The organism is Bacillus sp. NEAU-242-2 (assembly GCF_027853835.1).
Lineage (GTDB): Bacteria > Bacillota > Bacilli > Bacillales > Bacillaceae > Bacillus > Bacillus velezensis.
Genome location: NZ_JAPNNY010000011.1, coordinates 14,561 through 38,658, shown reverse-complemented (window position 1 = coordinate 38,658; position 24,098 = coordinate 14,561). Strand labels below are relative to the sequence as shown.

Annotated in this window: 20 protein-coding genes and 5 tRNA genes; 14 read left to right on the top strand and 11 right to left on the bottom strand. The window is 46.5% G+C overall.

Features of this window, described 5'->3' with window-relative positions:
* The 10 genes from OWN49_RS19105 to OWN49_RS19060 form a co-directional block, all read right to left on the bottom strand.
* Positions 1-1,008 (bottom strand): FecCD family ABC transporter permease, encoded by a 1,008-nt coding sequence (locus tag OWN49_RS19105; RefSeq protein WP_007609051.1) that lies wholly within the window; start codon positions 1,006-1,008, stop codon positions 1-3.
* A gap of 19 nt (positions 1,009-1,027) precedes the next feature.
* Positions 1,028-1,984 carry an ABC transporter substrate-binding protein gene (locus tag OWN49_RS19100; RefSeq protein ID WP_077721704.1) on the bottom strand — a complete coding sequence of 319 codons (957 nt, stop codon included), beginning with the start codon at positions 1,982-1,984 and terminating at the stop codon, positions 1,028-1,030.
* An 87-nt stretch (positions 1,985-2,071) separates the two neighbouring features.
* On the bottom strand, positions 2,072-3,667 hold the full coding sequence (btr, locus tag OWN49_RS19095; RefSeq protein WP_176283089.1) for a bacillibactin transport transcriptional regulator Btr: 1,596 nt from the start codon (positions 3,665-3,667) through the stop codon (positions 2,072-2,074).
* 137 nt (positions 3,668-3,804) lie between these two features.
* Positions 3,805-5,049, bottom strand: coding sequence for an exo-beta-N-acetylmuramidase NamZ family protein (locus OWN49_RS19090; protein WP_176283090.1), 1,245 nt, complete (start codon positions 5,047-5,049; stop codon positions 3,805-3,807).
* Positions 5,050-5,064: 15 nt separating this feature from the next.
* Complete coding sequence (locus tag OWN49_RS19085) at positions 5,065-6,978, bottom strand: glycoside hydrolase family 3 protein (RefSeq protein ID WP_176283091.1); 1,914 nt, start codon at positions 6,976-6,978, stop codon at positions 5,065-5,067.
* A gap of 46 nt (positions 6,979-7,024) precedes the next feature.
* Positions 7,025-8,308, bottom strand: coding sequence for a penicillin binding protein PBP4B (gene pbp4b, locus OWN49_RS19080; protein ID WP_172614396.1), 1,284 nt, complete (start codon positions 8,306-8,308; stop codon positions 7,025-7,027).
* 18 nt (positions 8,309-8,326) lie between these two features.
* Positions 8,327-9,694 (bottom strand): PTS transporter subunit EIIC, encoded by a 1,368-nt coding sequence (locus OWN49_RS19075; RefSeq protein ID WP_003156771.1) that lies wholly within the window; start codon positions 9,692-9,694, stop codon positions 8,327-8,329.
* 128 nt (positions 9,695-9,822) lie between these two features.
* Positions 9,823-10,752 carry an N-acetylmuramic acid 6-phosphate etherase gene (gene murQ, locus OWN49_RS19070; RefSeq protein ID WP_077721709.1) on the bottom strand — a complete coding sequence of 310 codons (930 nt, stop codon included), beginning with the start codon at positions 10,750-10,752 and terminating at the stop codon, positions 9,823-9,825.
* 99 nt (positions 10,753-10,851) lie between these two features.
* Positions 10,852-11,328 carry a GNAT family N-acetyltransferase gene (locus OWN49_RS19065; protein ID WP_014304238.1) on the bottom strand — a complete coding sequence of 159 codons (477 nt, stop codon included), beginning with the start codon at positions 11,326-11,328 and terminating at the stop codon, positions 10,852-10,854.
* An 18-nt stretch (positions 11,329-11,346) separates the two neighbouring features.
* Positions 11,347-11,799 (bottom strand): DUF523 domain-containing protein, encoded by a 453-nt coding sequence (locus OWN49_RS19060; protein WP_077721710.1) that lies wholly within the window; start codon positions 11,797-11,799, stop codon positions 11,347-11,349.
* A gap of 180 nt (positions 11,800-11,979) precedes the next feature.
* On the opposite strand from OWN49_RS19060, the gene OWN49_RS19055 reads away from it, so the two are divergent.
* The 13 genes from OWN49_RS19055 to OWN49_RS18995 all read left to right on the top strand — a co-directional run bounded on the left by OWN49_RS19055 (position 11,980) and on the right by OWN49_RS18995 (position 21,769).
* A tRNA-Glu gene (locus tag OWN49_RS19055) sits at positions 11,980-12,051 on the top strand.
* Positions 12,052-12,054: 3 nt separating this feature from the next.
* Positions 12,055-12,130 (top strand) — tRNA-Val (locus OWN49_RS19050).
* A gap of 5 nt (positions 12,131-12,135) precedes the next feature.
* Positions 12,136-12,208, top strand: a tRNA-Thr gene (locus OWN49_RS19045).
* A 19-nt stretch (positions 12,209-12,227) separates the two neighbouring features.
* Positions 12,228-12,312: transfer RNA gene (locus OWN49_RS19040), tRNA-Tyr, on the top strand.
* Positions 12,313-12,316: 4 nt separating this feature from the next.
* Positions 12,317-12,388 (top strand) — tRNA-Gln (locus OWN49_RS19035).
* 231 nt (positions 12,389-12,619) lie between these two features.
* A complete protein-coding gene (gene sigW / locus OWN49_RS19030) occupies positions 12,620-13,183 on the top strand; it encodes an RNA polymerase sigma factor SigW (protein ID WP_003156766.1) in 564 nt (187 codons plus the stop codon).
* Between the two features lie 13 nt (positions 13,184-13,196).
* Positions 13,197-13,823 carry an anti-sigma-W factor RsiW gene (gene rsiW / locus OWN49_RS19025; RefSeq protein ID WP_065180897.1) on the top strand — a complete coding sequence of 209 codons (627 nt, stop codon included), beginning with the start codon at positions 13,197-13,199 and terminating at the stop codon, positions 13,821-13,823.
* Between the two features lie 167 nt (positions 13,824-13,990).
* Complete coding sequence (gene cdaA / locus OWN49_RS19020; protein ID WP_065180898.1) at positions 13,991-14,812, top strand: diadenylate cyclase CdaA; 822 nt, start codon at positions 13,991-13,993, stop codon at positions 14,810-14,812.
* Positions 14,805-16,244, top strand: a complete 1,440-nt coding sequence (locus OWN49_RS19015; protein ID WP_077721711.1) for a CdaR family protein — start codon at positions 14,805-14,807, stop codon at positions 16,242-16,244. The genes cdaA and OWN49_RS19015 overlap by 8 nt, the downstream gene beginning before the upstream one ends.
* A 17-nt stretch (positions 16,245-16,261) precedes the next feature.
* Entirely contained in the window at positions 16,262-17,608 is a 1,347-nt protein-coding gene (glmM, locus tag OWN49_RS19010; protein WP_007408011.1) for a phosphoglucosamine mutase, read from the top strand.
* Positions 17,609-18,039: 431 nt separating this feature from the next.
* Positions 18,040-19,842, top strand: coding sequence for a glutamine--fructose-6-phosphate transaminase (isomerizing) (gene glmS, locus OWN49_RS19005; protein ID WP_003156758.1), 1,803 nt, complete (start codon positions 18,040-18,042; stop codon positions 19,840-19,842).
* A 423-nt stretch (positions 19,843-20,265) separates the two neighbouring features.
* Positions 20,266-21,138 carry an ABC transporter ATP-binding protein gene (locus OWN49_RS19000; RefSeq protein WP_077721712.1) on the top strand — a complete coding sequence of 291 codons (873 nt, stop codon included), beginning with the start codon at positions 20,266-20,268 and terminating at the stop codon, positions 21,136-21,138.
* Positions 21,116-21,769, top strand: coding sequence for an ABC-2 transporter permease (locus OWN49_RS18995; protein ID WP_077721713.1), 654 nt, complete (start codon positions 21,116-21,118; stop codon positions 21,767-21,769). The genes OWN49_RS19000 and OWN49_RS18995 overlap by 23 nt, the downstream gene beginning before the upstream one ends.
* A gap of 114 nt (positions 21,770-21,883) precedes the next feature.
* Here the strand turns inward: OWN49_RS18995 and OWN49_RS18990 are convergent, their stop codons facing one another.
* Complete coding sequence (locus tag OWN49_RS18990) at positions 21,884-22,792, bottom strand: hypothetical protein (protein ID WP_077721714.1); 909 nt, start codon at positions 22,790-22,792, stop codon at positions 21,884-21,886.
* A 102-nt stretch (positions 22,793-22,894) separates the two neighbouring features.
* Here OWN49_RS18990 and OWN49_RS18985 point away from each other — a divergent pair, with 102 nt between their 5' ends.
* Positions 22,895-24,061, top strand: coding sequence for a DUF4885 family protein (locus OWN49_RS18985; RefSeq protein ID WP_077721715.1), 1,167 nt, complete (start codon positions 22,895-22,897; stop codon positions 24,059-24,061).
* The last annotated feature ends 37 nt before the right edge of the window (positions 24,062-24,098 follow it).

The window sequence follows — 24,098 nt, the reverse complement described above, 5'->3', positions numbered from 1 at the left end:
TTACGCACCACGCTGATCCCCTCCTTTTCTTTTAATCAAATAAAGAAAGAAAGGAACACCGATGATAGAAGTGACGACTTCAATAGGCGTCTCAAACGGGTAATTGATGAATCGGCTGGCAAGATCGCAAAGGGTCAGGAAGACGCCGCCGATGATGCACGCGCATGGGATCAGCCTGCTGTAGTCCGATCCGACGAGAAAACGTGTGATGTGCGGAACGACCAAACCGACAAAGGCAATTTTTCCGGCGAGCGCCACCGAGCTTCCGGTCAATATGACAACGGCTGCCATCGCCATGAGTTTGATGGTTCTTTTCTGCTGTCCCAGACTTTTTGAAATGTCGTCTCCTAATGATACGGCAGTGACCTTTTTGCTGAGAATCATGGCCGTGATGATTCCGATCGCAAAAAATGGGACGGCCAGTTTCAAAAAATCAGGGTTCATTTGATGCAGTCTCGCACTGTACCAAAAACTGAGATCCTGCGAAATTTGAAAATAAATCGAAAGCGCAGCCGACAGACTGCTGAGAAGCATACTGGTTACCGTTCCGATAATGGCAAGCTGCACAGGGGTAAAACCGCCGGGAAGAATGGAGGCCAGCCCGAAAACAAGAGCCGCGCCGAATGCGGAACCGATAAACGAGTATATGATCATTTCAATGGATGTCGATTGAGGGAGCAATACCATGCAAAGGGTGATGATAAAAGCGGAGCCGTCCGACACACCCATGATCGAAGGCGAGGCCAGATAGTTCCGTGTGATTCCCTGCATGAGCGCCCCGGAAACAGCAAGGGCGGCGCCGATAAACATAGCGCCGGCAGCCCTCGGGATTCTTGAATGCCATATGATCTGATGGTCGGTATTCTCCGGATTAAAGTGCAGCAATGCGGAGAACACGGTATGGAAGTCAAGCTGCTTTGCGCCGTATAAAACGGAAAGGAGCAGTGACAGAACAATGGCAATCGGTGAAGCAATGATAATAATGTGTGTCCGCCGTTTTGCATACATGTGAAAAACCTACTCTTTATTAGTCTTGAGTCAATTTGTCAGCCGCAACCTGTAAGAAGCTGATTTTACTCCACGCGGTTCCGCCTTGGGCTAATGGATCAATCGTATTGACGTATACATGGTCTTTTTTGACTGCCTTCAGGCTCTTCCAGATCGGATTTTTCTCTAAGTCTTTCAAAGCGTCCGGCTTATCTGCGTTTTCGTCATCAGAAAATTGTACGAAGATATGGTCAGGGTTCATTTCGCTTAATTTTTCAAGAGAGATCAGTTCCTGCGCTTTCGCCGCTTTGACTTCGTCCGGTGCCTTCAGGCCTAAATCACCGTAAAGCGTGGAGTTGAAATAAACTTGTTCAGGATAAATATAAATATTGCCTTGTCTGATTCTGATGACCAGTGCGTTTGACTGTTTCGCTTTGCTGTTGATCTTTGTTTTTGTCTTTTTCAGGTCCTGTTCGTAATCTGCGATGATTTTTTTCGCTTTTTTCTCTTTATCTGTAAGCTGGGCGAGCAGCATCATGTTTTCTTTCCAGTTTGATGAGATATGAGAGACAGGGATGGTTTCAGCGGTGCCGCTCAATTTTTTCAACGTTTTTTCCGGGAATTTGGTTGATGCCAGAATGACGTCCGGCTGCAGCTCAAGAATTTTTTCCATATTCGGCTGCATTTTTTCTCCCGTTGATACGGATTTATCTGTAATATCTTTAAACAGTTCCGGGAATTTGCCGGAGAAAGAAATTGCTCCTGCCGGATGAACGTCAAGCAATTTGGCGTCTTCCATTGATTCTACGCTGCCTGTAATGGCGATTTTGTCAGTCGGCGCTTTGACTTCATATGTTTTTCCGAGATATTCGATTTTCTGTTTATCTGAAGAAGCGTCCTTTCCTTTACTTGCTGTATCAGATGTTTCTGAGCTTCCGCAAGCCGCGGCCGTGAAAGCCAAAAGCAAAATCATGAAAGCGAATGCCAATTTCTTCATCTATTGTTCCTCCTGTTCAATTGATAACTATTATCAATTGGAATTATAGAGAATGAACAGGGATAAGACCATGGATAATTTCCGGCATTACCATGGACGATCTTCGGATAAAATGGAAATGCTTTGCTCGATCATCCGCTGATGTCCGCTTGGAGAATATTCAATCCACGGGTCAGATGAAATGGGAAACACGCGTTTATTGCTGACGGCACTAAGGTTCTGCCATATCCCGGTCTGCTGAATCCGCTGAAAATAGCGAAGCGTTTCCGGTTCTTTACAAGTGAAAAGCATGATGCAGTCAGCCTGGCAATCCGCCAGCATTTCCAAGGAAATCTTTTCGTCAGGAGCAAAAGATTCCGGTTTTGCGGAGGCAAAGTCTAAATCACCGAAGAAGACTTCCTCAATACTGTTGTTATGGGCGATGTACATATTTTCTTTATATACACGGACAAATAAGAACCGCTGATGCCGCACGTGTTTAAGAGCATCTTTCGCTGAATGGGCGAGACTTTGATAAGTTTTAAGCCAGTGCCGCGCCTCCTGCTCTTCATTCAGATATGCGGCTGTGCGAAGAAACTGGTCTCTCCAATTCTCTTGAGCCGGAAGATAAAAAACTTCAGTGATGTCATTCAGGCGCTGTTTTTCTTCTTCACTGACAGAATCGAGACTGAAAATGATGTCCGGGGCAGCTTGAGACAGCGTGTGCAGGTTCTCTTCCCAATTTGCATTATAGCGGTAAGCGCTCAGGTGAACCGGAATATCGGAAGAGAATTGTTTGTAATAATAGGCCGTCCATTTCGGGTGCAGCGCTGCAGCGTAAGGCACGTGATGCAGAGGAATCAGATGCCCCATCGTTTCTTTTCCGTACGCGGCCATTTTTGTTCGTCTTTTTTTCATATAGCTTGTAGGTGAGCTGCCGGTATGTTTTTTAAAGATGCGGCTGAAATAAAATTCGTCCTGGTAGCCGATTTGATGAGCGATTTCCCGCAGTTTGCAGCTTGCCTTGGCCATCAGTTTTTTCGCATTGGTTATGCGGATGTCTGTGATATATTCAGTTACGCTCTGCCCGTATAGTTTTTTAAAGGTTTCACTGTAATGCTTGGGACTGATTCCCGCCATATGAGCGAGCTGGGTGAGTGTGATTTTTGTGTCGGACTGAGCATGTATGAATTGTTTTGTCTGTTCGATCGCCGCTTTCGTATTATTTTGATGGCATACTTTTGCGGCATAAAGGTCGTACATCAGCTGCTGAAAGTCGGCTGTATATTTCATTTTCTGCAATCCATCCGCCGATCGCACGTTTTCAGAAAGTGATTGGAGCCGGCTTGTCAAATGATCAACCGTTTGTAAATTCATTTGCTGAAGTCCGTGGAAGATGTCTTCCCCGTTATCCGGAAGCATCGCTTCATCATCTGAGGAATAGGAGAAAACACGGAGTCTGACGATATACAAATGGATGCCGCCTGACGATATAGGGGCAATATTGAATGTCTCATCACAAGGACAGATGTAGAGCGTTTCCTTCTGCAGCGGAAAGCTGTCTGTGCCGATATCAATTTGTCCCTCGCCTTTCACATGAAAGATCAATACGGGGGAATCAGTGAGCTGATGCTCTGACAGAAGGTCGGCTGTTTTTTTTACGGAGATGATATCAACGGGCTGAAAGAATAATGTGTTTTTCATGAGAAACCACCTTTTAGGAAACATTCATTTAAATGATAACTGTTATCAATTGAATTGTACCAAATAAATGAATGTTTTCCTATAAAAAGCGGAAATGTGAAATGCGACAAAATGTTACACGTGTAACACGAATGTTGTCAGTATATGAGGTATTGTTTTCTTAGAGTTTTGAATTGGTCCAGCCGGCGTTGATATGTGCCGGTGATGTCTTCAATGGAAGCGCCTTTTTCTATTTTTTTGCGTACCCAGCCGTTACCGATCAGCTTGTCAAAAGAGCCTGTCGGCAAGAATGAAAAGTCATTCGGATATAAGTCATGCATGGTTTTCAGAATCGAGAGCCCTGTTTTGGCCGCTTCAAATGTGTTTCTGTTTGTTACGTAGACTTGTACGCCGTGGCACAGCTTGCCCTGGTGCTTGGAGAAGCTGGGGATGAATGAAGCGGCTCTGAAGGTGACGCCCGGAAGCTTGAGACTGTTCAGGCGTTCTTCGAGCTCGGTGCTTTTCATATAAGGCGCGCCGATAAGTTCAAACGGCTTTGTCGTGCCCCTTCCTTCGGACACGTTTGTGCCTTCGATTAGTCCTGTCGCCGAATATGCGAATATGCTGTCCGGGGTCGGGATATTAGGCGAAGGGAGGACGAACGGCAGACCGGTATCTTCAATCGTCATCGTCCGCTTCCAGCGCTTCATTTTTACGACGGTGAGGTCAGCGCCAATATGAAACTCTTTATTGAATAAAAGAGCAAGCTCACCGATCGTCATGCCGTGCTTCAGCGGGATCGGATACAGTCCGACAAATGAAGCGTAATCCGGTTCAAGAACCGGGCCGTCCGGATTTCGTCCGCCTTGCGGATTCGGCCGGTCCAAGACATAAAAAGGAATGCCTTTTTCTTTGGCCGCTTCCATGGCATAGGCCATTGTATAAATGTAGGTGTAGTACCGGGTTCCGACATCCTGAATATCGAAAATCAGCACATCTGTATCTTTCAGCATGTCAGGCGTCGGTTTCCTCGTCTCCCCGTATAGGCTGTAGACGGGAAGCCCTGTTTTTTCGTCTATATAGGATGTGACTTTGTCTCCGGCCTGAGCATCGCCGCGGACACCGTGCTCGGGTCCGAATAATGCCGTCAAGTGGATGTCTGGCGCCTCATACAGCACGTCAACGCTGCTTTTCAATGATGCGTTCACACCGGTCGGGTTGGTGATCAGCCCGACCCTTTTTCCCTTCAGTTCCTGTTTATAATCTTTCAGCAGGCGGTCGATCCCTGTTTGGGTGCTTGGTTTCTTGGCGGTATGAAGGGTTCTGTCAGAAGCCGCCGAGACTGCCGTCATAGCACTGATGACGACAAGTCCGGCGAGAAGTGCAGCCGTATGTGTTTTCATAATCAGCCCTCCTGTTTAAAGCGGTTTTCCTGTCTTCAGATTGATACCGAAACCATAAGGATACAGTGTCGTTCCCGGATGCGTGACGGAAGGAATGTCAGCGGGCAGCCTGCCTTGCGGTGTTGTCTGTCCGAATATCGCTTCAATGCCTGCCGGAATGTTTGGCTGGAGGAATTGTCCGTCTGTATATCCTTTAAAGCCGTAGACTGCGATAAGGGCTTCAGCTTCTTCAAAATTCGCGGCGTCGTAAGGATTACGCAGGCTCATCAGCACAAAGGGTTTTTGGTTCGATTGTGCGGCTTTCATGACGGCCCGCGGAAATGCAGTCGCCCACTTGCCGGGATCTGTGACGGAATCGTCAATCACGCCGTCGTTTACGACAGGGTCATTTTTTACGACATAGGAGCCTGTAATCACGTAATCCGCATCAGATACCAGCTTTTTGTGTTCATCATGAAATGTGCGCTCGGCGAAGTTCATTTTACTGATGGTTACCGGCCGGATTTTTTTCTTCTTGATGAGCTGCCGGATGGTTTGTTCCATTGACGCTGTTTGATCTTCATAAGGAGCGGCAATGAGAACGCGGCTGTTCTTTTTCGGTTTGAATGGGAGCGTGCGGTTTTTGTTTTGTAAGACGGTGACGGATCTTTCCGCGATTTGTTTTTCAGTTTTCAGGTGATTTTTACTGCCGACGGTTTTCTTTGCTTTTGCAATCTTCTTTTTCAGATTTGTCTCTTTCGGTGCGGGATATATCCCTCGTTTTATTTTCAGGGAAATGATGCGTTCCGCTGATTTGTTAATTTGCTGCAGCGGAATATCCCCTTTTTGTACCGCCTTTTTTAAAGCGGAATGAACCCGGGCAAAGCGGTTTTCCGTTTGCAGCGATGTCACTTGGGCCGGCATCAGGGCAATATCGACTCCTGCTTTTACTGCCATGACGACCGCCTCTTCCTGACCGAAATGATCGGCAATGGCTTTCATATTTAATGCATCCGTAACGATGACGCCGTTAAATCCCATTTCCTCACGGAGAAGATGAGTCATCACTTTTTTCGAGAGTGTGGCGGGTACGAGGATGTCTGAACCGTCCAGCTTGCTTTTATAGGTTGTATCGTCAAAAGCGGGAAATTGCACATGGGCTGTCATGATCATATCAGCTCCGGCCTGAATGGCCTGCCGGAACGGATAAAGTTCAATCTGACGCAGCCTTTCTTGATTGTGGGTGACAAGCGGAAGACCGTAGTGGCTGTCGACATCCGTGTCGCCGTGTCCCGGGAAATGTTTGACGGCGGCAGCGACATTCTGCTTTTGCTGAGCCTTCATTGAGGCAAGGCCGAGTGAAGCTGTCAGATCTCGGTCTGAACTGAACGACCTGACGCCGATGACAGGGTTTGCGGGATTATTATTGATATCGAGAACGGGCGCGAAATTCGTATTAATGCCCAGTGCTTTCAGTTCTTTCCCGATAATGGCGCCGGTCTGGGACGCGTAGGCTGTTTTTCTAGCAGCCCCGAGTGCCATATTGCCTGGGAAATGAGTGCCCTCACCAAGTCTAGTTACGATGCCGCCCTCCTGATCAATGCTTAATAATAGCGGAATGTCAGGGCTCGCCTTTTGAAAAGCATCTGTCAGGCGTACCGTTTGCTCAGTGTTTTTTACATTTTCTGCAAATAAGATAACGCCGCCGAACCGGTACTTTTGAATAAGCCTTGCGACTTCGTCATTCATTTGGGTAAGAGCCTCAGGTGATGACTGCCCCTTTTTTTGCCAATTACGAAAATCAGGCATGAGCATCTGCCCTAATTTTTCATCTAATGTCATACGGGATACCGCTTGTTCCGCCTGTGACGGAATATCCGGTTTTGTCGATGCATGATGCGTGCCGAAAACAATAAACAACAGTAATACAGCTGAGATGAAAAGTTTCATAATGGTGCCCTCCTGCCGTCATAGTTTGGACAAAAGACATGGGTTGTCATTCAATGGCTTCATAAATCGCTTTTATGACGCTGCCGTAGCTTCCGGTCGGGAAAAGATCCCCTTCAAAAACATTCGGGTTTTCACCGGGGCTGACGACGGGGGAATGCTTTTTATTGGTCAAAAGTGCGATCCCCAGCTTATAAGCGGGATCAATAATCGTGATGGTGCCGGTCCATCCCGTATGGCCGTATGCCTGCCTGCTTGCATAAGGTCCGAACATCCACTCCATATCCGGGCTGCCGTTTTTCCGCCAGCCGAGAGCGAATGTCGGATCAGAGGATGCCGCGGTTGTGAACAAATCGGCCGTTCTTTTATTGAAGAGAGAAACATGTTTATAACTGCCGCCGTTCAGCATGACTTGAAGAAGGACGGCCAAATCATCAGCTCTGGAAAACAGCCCGGCGTGACCGGACACCCCTCCCATTGAGTAAAATGCTTTTTCATCGTGAACTTCCCCCTGCAGCGTATACGTCCTGATGTGAGGGAAATGGATGACTCCGTCACGTGTGTTGCCTAAACGTTCAGTAGCTGCGAATGCTTTTTCTTTAAAACCTTTTTGCAGCGGATTGAACAGTGTGTGCGTCAGTTTCAGCGGTTTGTACAGTTCTTGTTCCGCATAGGTATCAAGGGTTTTCCCGGTTATGTTTTCAATAAGGCAGCCGAGAAGCATGTAACCGATATCGCTGTATACGTGTTTTGTTCCCGGCTTGTATTCAAGCGGGATTTGGGTGAGAAAACGGATCGTTTTATCCCGTTCTTGTGAATATAAAGGGCCTGCGGTGTCCGGCTGATAGAAATAAAAGCTTGCCGGCAGACCGGATTGATGCTGGAGCACATCGATAACGCGTATGCGGTCTTTTCCTTGAATCGGATCGCTTTTTCTGTCTTTGAAATCAGGAAGGTAAGCCGAGACTTTTTGATACACATCAAGCTTTCCCTGGCTGACGAGTCGCTGTAGTGCAAAATTGGCCGCGTACATTTTTGTATTGGAAGCTAAATCAAACATGGTTGATGTTTTCATTTTTTTCGGACGGGATAAAAGGGTGTTCCCGTCATATTTTTTGCTGTAGCCGTATGCTTTCTTTTTGATCACCCGTCCGTCCTTTACGACGACGAGGACGGCTCCGGGGAATCCTGCTGCGATGTCTTTTTCAATCATTTGATCAACCTTTCTGAGCTTTGCTGCGTCGTATAATTTGGATTGGGCTTCGGCTTTGTGCTGCGGCAGAAAAGAGAGGCTCATGACCATTGTGAGTATGGCGGCTGTCAGTGTTTTCATATTCTGATCCCTCCCGGTTTATTCAAATTCAGCAGCCATGTCATCCTTAAATCCGAACGCATAAGTGAAGACAAAGCCCGCCGCGTAAGAGATGAAGAGACCGATGATATACAAAACGATTTGAGCCGGCTGTACGAGAAACGAGAGCGGAAGGCCGGAGACACCGATTGAAAAAGTAGCCACTTGAAAATGGGCTTGAAAGGCGCCGCCGATTCCCGCCCCTAAACACGCCGTCAAAAACGGCCGGCCGAGCGGGAGCGTGACGCCGAAGATGAGCGGCTCTCCGATTCCGAGCAGACCGGATGGAAGTCCGCCGCCGATCGCTCTTTTTAATGAGGCTTTTTTTGTTTTCATAAAGATGGCGAAGGCCGCGCCTACTTGACCCGCGCCTCCCATCGCGAGAATCGGAAGAAGCGGGTCATCTCCGATTGATCGGATTAATTCCAAATGTACGGGAGTCAAGCCCTGATGCAGGCCGGTGACGACAAGCGGCAGGAAGGCGGCTCCCAGTACAAACCCTGAGAGCACTCCCCCGACATTCAGCAGCGACAATAAACCTGATGTAATCAGATCAGAAATAAAACCGCCTGCAGGGATAAAAACGACATATGTCACCAGCCCGGTGATAAGTAAAGACAATGTAGGCGTGACGATAATGTCGATGGATTGATGGACGTACTTTCTGATAAACCGTTCGGTATAAGCGATAAAAACCGCAGCGAAAAGAACGCCGATTAATCCTCCCCTGCCAGGGAGTAGATTCTCTCCGAACAAACTGATATTGGCGATCTCAGGGTTAAGGATCAATATGCCCGCAAGGCCGCCCATCGCGGGTGTCCCGCCGAATTCCTTCGCCGCATTGATGCCGACAAGGACGCCGAGGTAAGCGAACAAGCCTGAACCGATAACCGTTAAAATAAGTGCGATTTGAGATTCTTTCGGGAGCCAGCCGGCCTGAATGACGGCTTTCGTAATACCGGTGATTAAACCTGATGCGATGAGTGCGGGAATAAGGGGAATGAAGATGCTTGATATTTTTCTCAGAAACAATTTGATGGGTGTGGTGTTTTTTCTGTTGAGATCGGCTTTTTTCCGTGAGGCGGCTTCTTTTAAATCAATGTTTTTTCCGGATGGCATTAGTTTTGCGAAAGCGTCGGCGACATGATTGACGACACCCGTGCCGAGAATGATCTGCAGTGTTTCGGCTTCGACGACGCCTATTACCCCGTCAAGCCGTTTCAGCGCCTCAATATCCGTTTTGTCCCGATCTAAAGGTGTAATCCTCAGGCGTGTCATACAGTGGGTAAAGCCTGAAATATTCGATGAACCGCCGCAATTGTCCAGGATATCTTTGGCCAGTGACTGATAAAATGCCTCTTTGCTCATGGAGATCCTCCTTTTTCCGTACGATTTTTCCCGGGGAGCTATGCCTGAAACGCGTCCTAAAAGCGCCTGCGCCGAACATGAAAACGGCGCGGGCTCGTAAAAGCACATTATTTTTCACCAAAGAACGATCAGCGTTCTTTTTCTCTTGAAACGTGCTGTTCAATGGCTTTATCAATGAATCCTTCTGATTCTTTGAGCAGTGCCTTCGCGTGTGTTTCGTCCGAATTCGTCTTCAGCATGACGATTGCCGTTTTGACATGGCTGCCTGCGGCCTCAAGCGTTTCTTTTGCCTTGTCGTACGGAACGCCAGTGACGCTTTGGATAATGCCGATGGCGCGTTCTTTCAATTTTTCGTTGCTGACATGAACGTCCACCATTAAATTTTCGTACACTTTGCCGCTTTTAATCATCACGGCCGTGGAAATCATGTTCAGAATCATTTTATGTGCCGTCGCGGCTTTCATTCGTGTTGACCCTGTAATCACTTCGGGGCCGACAATGACTTCAATGCTGTGATCGGCAAAGGTGCTGATCAATGAGTCCTTATTGCATGTGAGCGCGACGGTTTTGGCGCCGATTGTTTTTGCATATTTCAGCGCACCGGCCGCATACGGCGTGCGCCCGCTTGCCGCGATGGCGATCACGGTGTCTTCTGCGGTAAGCCCGATCGTTTTGAGATCGAGAGCGCCGGTTTCCTCGCTGTCTTCTATACCTTCAGCCGCTTGCAAAAAGGCGTCTGCCCCTCCGGCCATCAGACCGATGACGGTGTCGGGACTTACGCTGTATGTAGGCGGGCATTCAACTGCATCCAGTACACCGAGTCTGCCGCTTGTGCCCGCTCCCGCATAAATCAGCCTGCCGTTTCGCCGTAAGGACTGATGGGCGAATTGAACGGCAATCTGAATATCGGGCAGCACCTGCTGAACGGCTTCAGCCACTTTGAAATCCTCTTCGTTAATGATACGGAGAATTTCCATCGTGTCTGCCTGATGGATTGAAGCGGTCTGCGGATTTCTGGTTTCTGTGGTCAATCTGTGAATGTTAAGCCGGTCTGTCATGATCGTACCCTCCCAAGTCGTTAATACTTGAAGTATATGGGCATCTGAATAGATGTTTCAAGAAAAATCGGCAGGGATGAGATGAATAATCAAGCGCTTTCACAAAAAATGATGCAGAATGTGCTGTTCACCGATCGGGCCGATCCTGCGCCGCCCTTTGTCAATAAAACCGGAAGACCGGTACAGGTTCTTTGCACGTTGATTGCGATGGTTTACAGCAAGCACGATTTCATCACACCAAGGAAAATAATTTGCGACAAAAGCGGGGAGCTGCAGCATCGCTTGTTTGGCATAACCTTTTCCCTGATGCGGCGCATGTAATGACAGCGCACTCAGCAAAATGGCAGACACATTGTTCGAATACGGGGCAATGGTTTCTTTTGAGGTATGTAAAATAAAAAAACCGACGGGGCGGTCTTCTTTTAAAATGACTGTCGGGTAGCGATCCCGGATGACAAGCGCCTGCGGCAGGACATCTATCGGCAGAGCTGTGAACTTTTTATCTTCTTCACTCAGCACAAACCCGTTCAGCCCGTCTGCATGCTCCGGTTTATAAAAGGACAGGGCTACATCCATGATATCTACTCTCCTTTTTTATAATTGATCCAATTCATCTTCTGATAGAACACGGCAGCCTGCCCGTTTTAAAAGAGCGGAAGTGATGCCGTCTCCGAGTATTTTTTTTCCTGAGAAAGTGCCGTCATAGATAAAGCTGCTGCCGCAGGACGGACTGTTTTCTTTAAGGATGACCGTTGCGGCGCCTATTTCTTTTGCGTATGCTAACGTTTTTTCCGCGCCGTCCATATATAAAGCTGTAACGTCTTCGCCTGATCCCGTTACGATTCTTGCCGTTCCGTTCAGCACGTCTTCACCCGTGCCGCCGATGATTTCCGCCGGTTCGCGGGGAGTGGTGAAGCCGCCCAAAAGTTCGGGGCAGACCATAACAGCTTTCTTTTCTTCTACGAGTCTGCGGATTTTTTCCGAAGCGGCGTGAGAGCCGTTATATCTGCATTCGATACCGCCGAGACAAGAGCTGACTAAGATCATCTGTGTCCATTCCCTTCAATATTTTGATACTTTCATCATAAATGAAATAAGAGAGGAGGGATGAGTTTTTCAGTTAAAAAACGGGTAAAAAAGTTTGAAAATAAAAAAAATAATTTTTCTCTTTACAAATGGGGTACAACCTGTATATAATAACTTTTGTCAGCTCGACGCGGACACAACGGCCCGTTGGTCAAGCGGTTAAGACACCGCCCTTTCACGGCGGTAACACGGGTTCGAATCCCGTACGGGTCATATGGAGGATTAGCTCAGCTGGGAGAGCATCTGCCTTACAAGCAGAGGGTCGGCGGTTCGAGCCCGTCATCCTCCACCATATTTGCCGGCCTAGCTCAATTGGTAGAGCAACTGACTTGTAATCAGTAGGTTGGGGGTTCAAGTCCTCTGGCCGGCACTGTTTTCCAAAAAAATACGGAGGGGTAGCGAAGTGGCTAAACGCGGCGGACTGTAAATCCGCTCCCTCAGGGTTCGGCAGTTCGAATCTGCCCCCCTCCACCATTTTTGGGCTATAGCCAAGCGGTAAGGCAACGGACTTTGACTCCGTCATGCGTTGGTTCGAATCCAGCTAGCCCAGTCTCAGACACCTTTTGCATAAAGGTGTCTTTTTTTTATCAGCATTTTGTTTCGATTTTTGATTGTTCATCAGATATACTATTTTTAAGCTGCTGTTAAGGCAGTATATTCTGTATTTTCCATCTACACCCTGCCTGAAATTTGGTAAAATAAATGTAATAAAAAAAATGAAACCTTTTAAAACAATCAACGTATAGATACAGACCGGTGAAGGGCAGAGGTAAGATAAAACATGGAAAACCTGATTAAAAAAAGAATCAAGCAAGTCAAAAAAGGCGATCAAAATGCGTTTGCAGAAATCGTTGACCTTTATAAAGATAAGATTTACCAGCTTTGCTACCGCATGCTCGGCAATGTTCACGAAGCGGAAGATATTGCGCAGGAAGCTTTTATCAGAGCGTATGTCAATATCGACAGTTTCGATATCAACAGAAAGTTTTCAACGTGGCTTTACAGAATTGCGACCAACCTGACCATTGACCGCATCCGCAAGAAAAAGCCTGATTACTATCTGGACGCAGAAGTAGCGGGAGCAGAAGGGCTGACGATGTATTCGCAGATCGCCGCGGACGGGGTTCTCCCTGAAGACGCCGTATTGTCATTGGAGCTGTCGGACACAATTCAGAAAAAGATTTTAAAGCTGCCGGACAAGTACAGAACAGTTATTGTATTAAAGTATATTGACGAACTCTCTTTAATTGAAATCGGGGAGATTCTGAATATCCCTGTCGGCACCGTCAAGACAAGGATACACAGAGGCAGAGAGGCTCTTAGAAAACAATTGAGGGATCTTTAAGTGGGGTGATGAAATGAGCTGTCCTGAACAGATTGTGCAGCTTATGCATAAGCATCTTGATGGAGATATCCTTCCTGAAGATGAAAACGTATTAAAACAACATTTGCAGTCATGCGGGAATTGCAAACGGCATTTTCATGAAATGGAGAAATCCGTAGCACTCGTCCGAAGCACATCGCATGTCACGGCCCCTGCTGATTTTACTGCCAAAGTTATGGCGAATCTTCCAAAAGAGAAAAAACGCGCTTCTGTAAAACGATGGATCAAAACTCATCCGATGATTGCAGCCGCAGCGGTTTTTGTGATTTTAATGGGCGGCGGTTTTTTCAACAGCTGGCATAATGACCACAATTTCAGTGTGTCCAAACAGCCGAACCTTATCGTGCAGAATCACACGGTCACCGTCCCTGAAGGCGAGACCGTAAAGGGCGATGTCACAGTAAAAAACGGCAAGCTGTTCATTGAAGGAAAAGTCGACGGCAATGTGACCGTCGTCAACGGAGAAAAATACATGGCCTCAGCCGGACAAGTCACCGGGCAGATTGAAGAGATTAACCAATTGTTTGACTGGGTCTGGTACGAACTGAAATCGGCGGGCCAGGGCGTCGTGAGCGCTTTGGACCCGAATGAAGATGAGTAAAGCGTATAATCGCTTTACTCTTTTTTTTATGCATCGCCGTGCTGGCCCATTTCACTTGAGAAATCAAAATGTGTTATAATGAGCACGCTATATGATGTACATATTGCTCATGCAGCACAATTCATAACGGAAAAAACGAAATGACTGAATTCTTGGAGGACGAGGAAATGGCTTTTGAGGACATCCCATTTTTGCAATACCTCGGCAATGCCGTTGATATTCTCCTTGTTTGGTATGTGATATATAAATTAATCATGGTCATACGCGGGACGAAGGCGGTTCAGCTTTTAAAAGGAATCGTCGTCATCGTATTGGTCCGGATGGCCAGTTCATATTTGGGACTCAGCACGCTTCAGTGGCTGATGGACCAAGCGATAACATGGGGATTTTTAGCGATCATCATTATATTCCAGCCTGAGCTGAGACGGGCGCTTGAACAGCTCGGACGGGGCCGGTTCTTTTCCAGGAGCGGAACCCCCGTGGAAGAAGCGCAGCATAAGACAATTGAAGCGATTACAAAATCGATCAGCTACATGGCGAAACGCCGCATCGGCGCACTCATCGCCGTTGAGCGCGATACGGGAATGGGCGATTATATTGAGACGGGCATCCCGCTTAATGCGCAGGTCAGCTCGGAGCTTTTGATTAATATCTTCATCCCGAATACACCGCTGCATGATGGAGCGGTCATTATGAAAAATAACGAGATTGCGGCGGCAGCCTGTTATCTGCCGCTTTCTGAAAGCCCGTTTATTTCAAAGGAGCTGGGGACGCGTCACAGAGCGGCTGTCGGCATCAGTGAAGTGACGGACAGCTTAACCATTATTGTGTCTGAAGAGACGGGCGCCATCAGTGTGGCCAAAAACGGAGACCTTCACAGAGAATTGACGGAAGAAGAACTGAAAGAAATGCTTGAAGCCGAGTTTAAGAAGAACGCCAGAGACACTTCTTCTAACCGCTGGTACTGGAGGGGCAAGAAAAATGGATAAATTCTTAAACAACCGCTGGGCTGTAAAGATCATTGCATTGCTCTTGGCGCTGCTGCTTTACGTTGCGGTTAACAACAACCAGGCGCCGACTCCGAAAAAGCCGGGGGAATCCTTTTTTCCGACATCAACGACTGACGAGGCTACGCTTACTGATATTCCTGTAAAAGCATACTACGATGAAGCGAACTATGTCGTCACCGGCGTGCCCCAGACGGTAAATGTCACGATTAAAGGCTCGACAAGCGCGGTGAAAAAGGCGAGACAGACGAAGAATTTTGAGATATACGCCGATATGAATAAGCTGAAGACCGGGACTCATAAGGTCGAATTGAAGGCGAAAAACGTATCGGACGGACTGACGATCTCCATTAACCCATCAGTCACGACGGTTACGATTCAGGAAAAAACGGCTGAGAGTTTTCCCGTGGAAGTTGAATACTACAATAAAAGCAAAATGAAAAAGGGATATACCCCTCAGCAGCCGATTATCAGCCCGAAAAACGTGCAGATTACAGGTTCGAAAAATGTGATTGATAACATTTCACTTGTCAAAGCATCCGTGAACCTTGAAAATGCAAATGAGACCATTGAAAAGGAAGTGAAGGTGACCGTCTATGACAAAGACGGCAACGCACTTCCTGTTGATGTTGAACCGTCAGTCATTAAAGTGACGGTTCCCGTAGCCAGTCCGAGCAAAAAGCTTCCTTTCAAAATCGAAAGAAAGGGAAGTCTTCCGGACGGGGTGAGTGTTGCGAGCATTGACTCGAATCCGAGTGAGGTGACGGTTTACGGCCCGCAGGATGTGCTGGATTCACTGGAATTTATTGACGGCGTATCTCTTGATTTAGGCAAAATTGATAAAGATACCGATATCAATGCCGATATCCCGCTTCCTAAGGGTGTCACTAAGGTATCACCGGAAAAAATCACGCTTCATGTTAAAGTGGACAGTGAAGACAAAAAGGATTTTGACAATGTCGCAATCAAGACGGTCGGACTGGGAGGCTCACAGCAGATTGAGTTTCTCGACCCTGAATCGCAGGCGATAAATATTACGGCCAAAGGCTCTCCCGCCAACATTAAGGCGCTGAAAAAGTCGGACATTGAACTGTATGCCAATGTCTCGGACCTGGATGACGGAGAGCACTCTGTAAAGCTTGAAGTAAACGGCCCGCAAAACGTCACATGGTCCCTGTCAAAAGACACGGTTAAGATCAAGCTAACTTCTAGGAAAAACACAAGTTCAAATAAAAATGACGGCGGCTCCGCTGATTCCGGCAATAATAACGGCACAAGCGGAGACGCAGACAAAGACAAGAACAAGAACCGGGAAGACGACACTGACAGCGATCAGAATAAAAGTCAAAACCAGGATCAAAATCAAGACCAGGATGAAGACGGATCAAGCGCTGATTCTTCTTCAACAGAATGAAAAAGGAGCGATACAAAATGGGCAAGTATTTTGGAACAGATGGTGTAAGAGGTGTTGCCAACAGCGAGCTTACGCCAGAGCTGGCCTTTAAAGTGGGGCGTTTTGGCGGTTATGTCCTGACCAAAGATAAGCAGCGCCCGAAAGTGCTGATCGGCCGTGATACACGTATCTCCGGACATATGCTGGAGGGAGCCCTTGTCGCCGGACTTTTATCGATCGGAGCTGAAGTGATGCGCCTCGGCGTTATTTCTACGCCGGGGGTATCCTATTTAACGAAAGCCATGGATGCTGAGGCGGGCGTCATGATCTCTGCTTCTCACAACCCCGTACAGGATAACGGAATTAAATTTTTCGGAGGGGACGGCTTTAAGCTTTCTGATGAGCAGGAGGCCGAGATTGAACGTCTCATGGATGAACCGGAAGATAAGCTGCCGAGACCGACAGGCGCGGACCTCGGGCTTGTGAACGATTATTTTGAAGGCGTTCAAAAGTATCTGCAATTTTTAAAGCAGACGGCGGACGAAGATTTTACGGGCATTCATGTAGCGCTTGACTGCGCCCATGGTGCGACATCTTCCATTGCGACGCACCTTTTTGCCGATCTCGATGCTGACGTATCTACAATGGGGACGTCTCCGAACGGATTAAACATTAATGATGGCGTCGGTTCTACACACCCGGAAGCGCTGAGTGCTTTCGTCAAAGAAAAAAACGCCGATATCGGCCTTGCGTTTGACGGAGACGGCGACCGCCTCATTGCCGTTGATGAAAAAGGAAACATCGTCGACGGCGATCAGATCATGTACATATGCGCGAAGTATTTGAAATCAGAAGGCCGTCTGAAGGATGATACCGTCGTATCGACCGTGATGAGCAACCTCGGTTTCTACAAAGCGCTTGAAAAAGAAGAAATCAAAAGCGTTCAAACGGCAGTCGGCGACCGCTATGTCGTAGAAGCGATGAAAAAAGACGGCTATAATGTCGGCGGCGAGCAGTCAGGGCACCTTATTTTCCTTGATTACAACACTACCGGCGACGGTCTTTTGTCCGCGATCATGCTTGTGAATACGCTGAAGGCGTCCGGCAAAACCCTTTCAGAACTTGCGGATGAAATGAAAAAATTCCCGCAGCTCTTAGTGAACGTGAAAGTGACGGATAAATATAAGGTAGAAGAAAACGCTAAGGTGAAGGCCGTTATTTCTGAAGTGGAAAAAGAAATGAACGGAGACGGCCGGATTTTAGTGCGCCCGTCAGGCACCGAACCGCTCGTACGCGTGATGGCGGAAGCGAGAACAAAAGAGCTTTGTGACGAATATGTCACAAAAATCGTGGATGTCGTGCGGACAGAAATGGGAGCGGAGTAGCGAAGTTTATAAGCAGAGAGCGAACAAGACAAGTGCGATCAGCATAAAATGATAGTAAACATGATGCCGGGGCGGCAAAAAATAATTGACCGTCCTTGGCACATGCTGTAAAATCAAGCTTGTTCAGCCTTTGTTTTTCACTTGCAGGAAAGGCGGGATTGTTTGCATCTTTTATAATTACAGCGCCCGAACTAAGCGCCCGAAAAACGGCTTAGTTGACGAGGATGGAGGTTATCGAATTTTCGGCGGATGCCTCCCGGCTGATTCATTTAGATCACAGCCGTAAGGATTTCTTCAAACCGGAGGGGCGACTCTCCGAACAAAGAGAAATCACATGATCTTCCAAAAAAACATGTGGGAGGGGACGATTGAAAGTCCCCTTGTAATTTGACTTTCTTCGTCTCCTTTTACACCTTTAGGAGGAAGAAAATATGTGTGGAATTGTAGGTTACATCGGTCAGCTTGATGCGAAAGAGATTTTGTTAAAAGGATTAGAGAAGCTGGAGTACCGCGGCTATGACTCTGCCGGTATCGCTGTGGCGAATGAGCAGGGCGTGCATGTGTACAAAGAAAAAGGCCGCATCGCCGACCTTCGTGAAGTGGTGGATCACACGGTTGAATCTCAAGCGGGAATCGGCCATACACGCTGGGCGACTCACGGCGAACCAAGCTTCCTGAACGCTCACCCGCATCAAAGCGCACTCGGCCGCTTTACACTTGTTCATAACGGTGTGATCGAGAACTATGTTCAGCTGAAGCGCGAGTATCTTGAAAACGTTGAACTGAAAAGCGACACGGACACTGAAGTAGTCGTTCAAATGATTGAGCAATTTGTGGCGGGAGGACTCAGCACAGAAGAAGCGTTCCGTAAAACACTGACTCTGTTAAAAGGCTCTTACGCAATTGCATTATTTGACGGTGAAAACACAGACACCATTTACGTTGCAAAAAACAAAAGCCCTCTGTTAATCGGTCTTGGAGATACGTTTAACGTCGTGGCATCTGACGCGATGGCTATGCTTCAAGTAACGAATGAATACGTTGAGCTTTTGGACAAAGAAATGGTGATCGTGACAAAAGACGAAGCCGTGATTAAAAACCTTGACGGTGAAGTCATGACACGTGCGTCTTATATCGCTGAGCTTGACGCCAGTGATATCGAAAAAGGCACATACCCTCACTACATGTTAAAAGAAACGGATGAGCAGCCGCTTGTTATGCGCAAAATCATCCAAACGTATCAGGACGAAAACGGCAGACTGGCCGTGGCGGGCGATGTCGCTGACGCCGTGGCGGAAGCGGACCGCATTTATATCGTGGCTTGCGGAACGAGCTACCACGCCGGTCTTGTCGGGAAACAATATATTGAAATGTGGGCAAACGTACCGGTTGAAGTGCATGTAGCGAGTGAATTCTCTTACAACATGCCGCTTCTGTCTAAGAAGCCGCTCTTTATCTTCCTTTCTCAAAGCGGAGAAACAGCGGACAGCCGCGCGGTGCTTGTTCAAGTCAAAGCGCTGGGTCACAAAGCGCTGACGATTACAAACGTCCCGGGATCAACGCTTTCCCGTGAAGCGGATTACACATTGCTTCTGCACGCAGGCCCTGAGATCGCCGTGGCATCAACAAAAGCGTATACGGCTCAGATTGCCGTCCTCGCGATCCTTGCATCAGTTGCGGCAGAACGCAACGGCGTTGATATCGGTTTTGATTTAGTCAAAGAATTAGGTATCGCGGCAAACGCCATGGAAGCCCTCTGCGACCAGAAGGATGAAATGGAAATGATCGCGCGTGAGTACCTGACTGTTTCAAGAAACGCTTTCTTCATCGGCCGCGGCCTTGACTACTTCGTATGTGTCGAAGGCGCCCTGAAGCTGAAAGAGATTTCTTACATCCAGGCGGAAGGCTTCGCCGGCGGCGAGCTGAAGCATGGAACAATTGCACTGATTGAAGAAGGAACACCGGTCTTTGCGCTTGCGACACAAGAACACGTCAACCTGAGCATCCGCGGAAACGTGAAGGAAGTCGCAGCCCGCGGCGCCAACACTTGCATCATCTCGCTGAAAGGCTTAGAAGACGCAGACGACAGATTCATCCTGCCGGAAGTCAACCCTGCGCTTGCTCCGCTGGTATCTGTTGTGCCATTGCAGCTGATCGCTTACTACGCTGCACTGCACCGCGGCTGTGACGTTGATAAACCGCGCAACCTTGCGAAGAGTGTTACGGTGGAATAATATATTTAACCCCTTTGGTTATTAGCCAGAGGGGTTTTTTAATGCGGAAATGAGAAATACATACTCTTTGCGATTGTAAAGAAATCCCCTTTTATATATTGAAAAGGAATAACACCTGCTTTATAATACGAGATGCATTCCGGTTAACATCCATAAATGTAATCATTAGTAAATCATTTTTGTGTATGTCTCATCGAAAAGTAATCACCTCCAGTAATTTTCATCATGAATATCCATTATATAAATGTAATCAATCGATTACACTTCCAAATTATGATTAAAAAAGACTTTAAAATCCCTTTTGTATTTGCCGACTCCTGATCCATTATGAATACCTAGACTAGATATGAAAATCACAACATTTTTGCAATAATCCGGTTCAATTCTTAAAAAAGTCCTGACAACAATGATAGGAGTGGAATGATGTCAAATCTTTTAGAAATCAGAAACATCAGCAAATCTTTTGGTCATAAAGCTGTTTTAAAGGATGTTACATTCAATGTGCCTGCCGGATCAATTGTCGGTTTTATCGGTGATAACGGCGCAGGCAAATCAACAACATTTAAAACGATATTAGGGTTAATCTCTCAAGATAGAGGAAAAGTGAAAATCTTTGGTGAGGAGAATCTGGATAAACATATAAAGTTTAAAGAAGATATTGGGGTCGTATTTGATGCGATGAATCTGCCCGCGCACCTTACGATAAAGCAGCTGAACCATGTATTTAAGAAACTATTCGACGCTTGGGACCAAGACCATTTTTACCGGTTGGTTCATTCTTTCTCTTTACCTATGGACAAAAAAGTGAATACATTCTCGCGCGGCATGTCAATGAAGTTATCTGTAGCTGTTGCTTTGTCGCATAATGCAAAATTATTACTCCTGGATGAAGCAACGGGAGGGCTTGATCCTTCTTCAAGAGATGATCTGTTAAATGAATTAAAAAGCTTTGTGAGTAAAAGCAACGGCGGTATTTTACTTTCATCGCACATTATGACTGATGTCGAGAAGATAGCCAGCCATATCATTATTATGAAAGATGGCGAAATTTTATTAAATGAAGAGAAAGATAAGGTTCTTGAAAGCTATACCGTTATAGATGTTGATGAAGGCCAATTGGCTGAGCTTGACGAAGATATCGTTCTAGCAAAAAGGAATCATGGATCTTATTGGAGTGTGCTTGTATCGGATCAACAGAAGTTGCCGAATGGCGTAACGGCCAACACCATTTCCATAGAAGAAATCAGCGTCTTTTTAACGAGGAGTGAAAACATTGAGAGGTCTGTTACTGACTAACTATTACTTGGTTTATCGGAGTTTCTTTGCATACACAGGGTTGGCCATATTGGTATCAGCAGTTATTTTTTATTTTGGGGATGCTTCAATGCATCGTTTTGTTGCTATGCTGATTATTTTGTTTGTCGTTATGCCCGCACTTGAGGTTATAAAGTATGAGAGCAAGTCTGGCTATGACAGGTATGTCTTGACTTTACCGGTCAGCAGAACAAATATTGTTCAAAGTCACTATTTCTTTTATCTTTTGATTGTTGTGATCGGAGCCGTAATATCTTATGGTATTTTCGTTGTATACAGCCTGGGTTCTGATGAACCAATTGACGGCATATTTAATATTGTCTCTTTTGGAACGTTCATCGTTCTCTTTGCCGGTGCAATCGTTTATCCTCTTCTCTACATGATAGGTCCGGAAAAATCCGATGCTATCGTGATTGGAGGGGCAATGGGGGGACTTTTTGCTACCTTTGGATTGCAAAGTGTCGTTGGGTATGTAGCAGAACAAGTACCGCTGTCATTTTTGCACATAAATCCTTCTTTATATGTCCCGATTATATATCTCATGATCGGCGTTATCTTATATATCATTTCATTTTTCATCGCCGCAGCTATATATCATAAAAAAGAATTTTAGCAGCGTGTTTAATGTTTTATGCTGTGACAACAGGATAAGGCATGGCACGGGCTCATAAATTCACTTTAACTCCAAGGAGACAGCCGCCCGCACAATGGGCGGCAGTTCTTCTAATTAAAACTGCGTTGTCATATCGTACTCATAATCAATCTTCAATTTCACATTTTTCATAGCCGATTTTGCTGTTACGAGTGTGTTGTATTTAAAATTCCAGATGCTTGAGACTGAGAGGTTATCTTCCAGTGTGATATCGTAATTTCCTTGAGTGGAGCTGTTTGCGAGTGCGCGGTGCCACACTTTATTTTCTTCTGACATTATGCAGTGTCTTGTGTTTCCTTGACTTGGTATTTGAGTCGCGGCGGTGCTGATTCTTTTCACTATGGCGTCTTTTGGAATGCTTGTCTGTTTGGTTAAGTCGAGCCTGAGAACAGTTGAATCTGATCCATTCGGACTGAGGTTTGTATTTCCTTTATTTTCAGCCGTGCCGCTGAATGAGAAGGTCTCGCTTCCGGTTTTGATTCGATCGTAAATGGAGAGTGTAAAGTATATATCGTCAGTGTATGAGCCGCGGGACACTTTTACGTAGAACGTCTCGTTATTCTCTTTCGCATCTGTAATGGCATAGATAAAAGGAAGCGGCGTATCAGGGTTTATCACTTCTGTGCCTTTACTGATCAGCACTTTGTTTTTATTATAAATTTCAATGCTCATTCCCTTGTATTCACTTCTTGTTGAGCTCCTGACATAGAGTCTTTCTCCCTTATTTGCCGTGAAAGTGAAGTACGATTCTTTTTCCCCTTCCGGCAATATGGCAGTATCAATATTTTTATATTTCCAGTAGCCTACTGGATTGGCAGTTTCAAATGAGTGATTTCCTGTAATAGCGCTTATTTGTGATGAGTTCTTTTGAGACGCAGAGGCTGAAGGTGCAATCAATACGCCTGATAATACGATTGCACTGACAAATAGTATAGATATATACTTTTTTATGGAAAAATCCCCCTTTTTGACTACATCATACATAAAAACCCCCCATGATGTAAACATTTGTTATTTTAGGTTAAAATCAACTGGGAAACAGCCGATACAAACACTAGAACATCATCTCAAGCGGAGGTTAAAAACATGCGCCTAAACGCTCGTTATATAAAAAATCAAATAATGGCTCAGCAAGCGCTTCAGCGGTATACTTCCAAAACAAATGTGAAAGATGCGGCAAAAGGGCCGGACAGCTTATTGATTCAGGCAAGCGGCACCCGCGATCTCAGCCAGGTGAATTATTCAAGGAGCGGTGTCACTGAGAAAGGGAGCAGTCTGTCCCGTTTATATCAATCCGCAAATCAGAAAACGATTACGGATAATGGGAATGAGACGGTAATAGACGCTAATAATCCGTATGAGTCTGAGAGTGATATTGCGAGCAAGATTCTTGATGAGAAATACAGCCGTATCAATGAAATCAATAAACGAAAACCAGATCCTTTGCATTATATTAAGGACAAATACCAGCGTGCCGATTCACCTTATTTCAGAAGTGATTTATCAGAATCGGAGCGTCAGGCTGCTTATCATAATGAAACGGAATGGCTGTTTAAGGGGAAAGCCCAGAGCTATGATTTCCGTGATGCGGCGTTTCGGGGTGAAACGCTCAACGGAGAGATTCAAGGAGAAAATGAAAAGGTGTTTCAGAGAGGGCAGGTCAATCAGCAAATCGGTGTGCTTTTTCATCGGAATCATATTCAGATTCCGGAGGGTGCGAATCTTACATTTACGATATCACCGATTGATTATCTGTTAAAAGTGAGCGGGATTGACGATAAAGAGCTCACTCAGCAGATTGAAGCCGTCTTAAACTCCGGGGAAAACAGCAAAGAGCTGTTTGCGCACATCATTCGCAGCCGGAGTGATGACTCCTCGCAGTTTACGCCGGAAGCGTATGAGAAATATCAAGTCGTTCGGGAAATGTATGAGGTGACCGGCTATCATCTGAAAGACTTGCAGACTGTGGGTGGGAAGTTCGTCACAGAAGACGGCCGCGACCTTTTAGAGGTTTATAAGGAAGCGCTGCAGCAAGATCCTTTGCTGAAACATACGGCGGCAGAAGCGGCCGCCCATTACGGACAGGGGCTCACGAAGCTTGCGAGAACGGGTTATGATGCCATTCCTGATTTGGTGCTGTCCATTGAGTATAAAAACGGATCTCTGCGTGATGCCGGTCAAAGCAGGCAATACGGATCTGGGGATACAGATTGGCTTTCTGAATGGAAACGGGAGCTGGGTGTGCGTATATAAAATGAGAAAAAAGCTGACGAATGATGCCGTCAGCTTT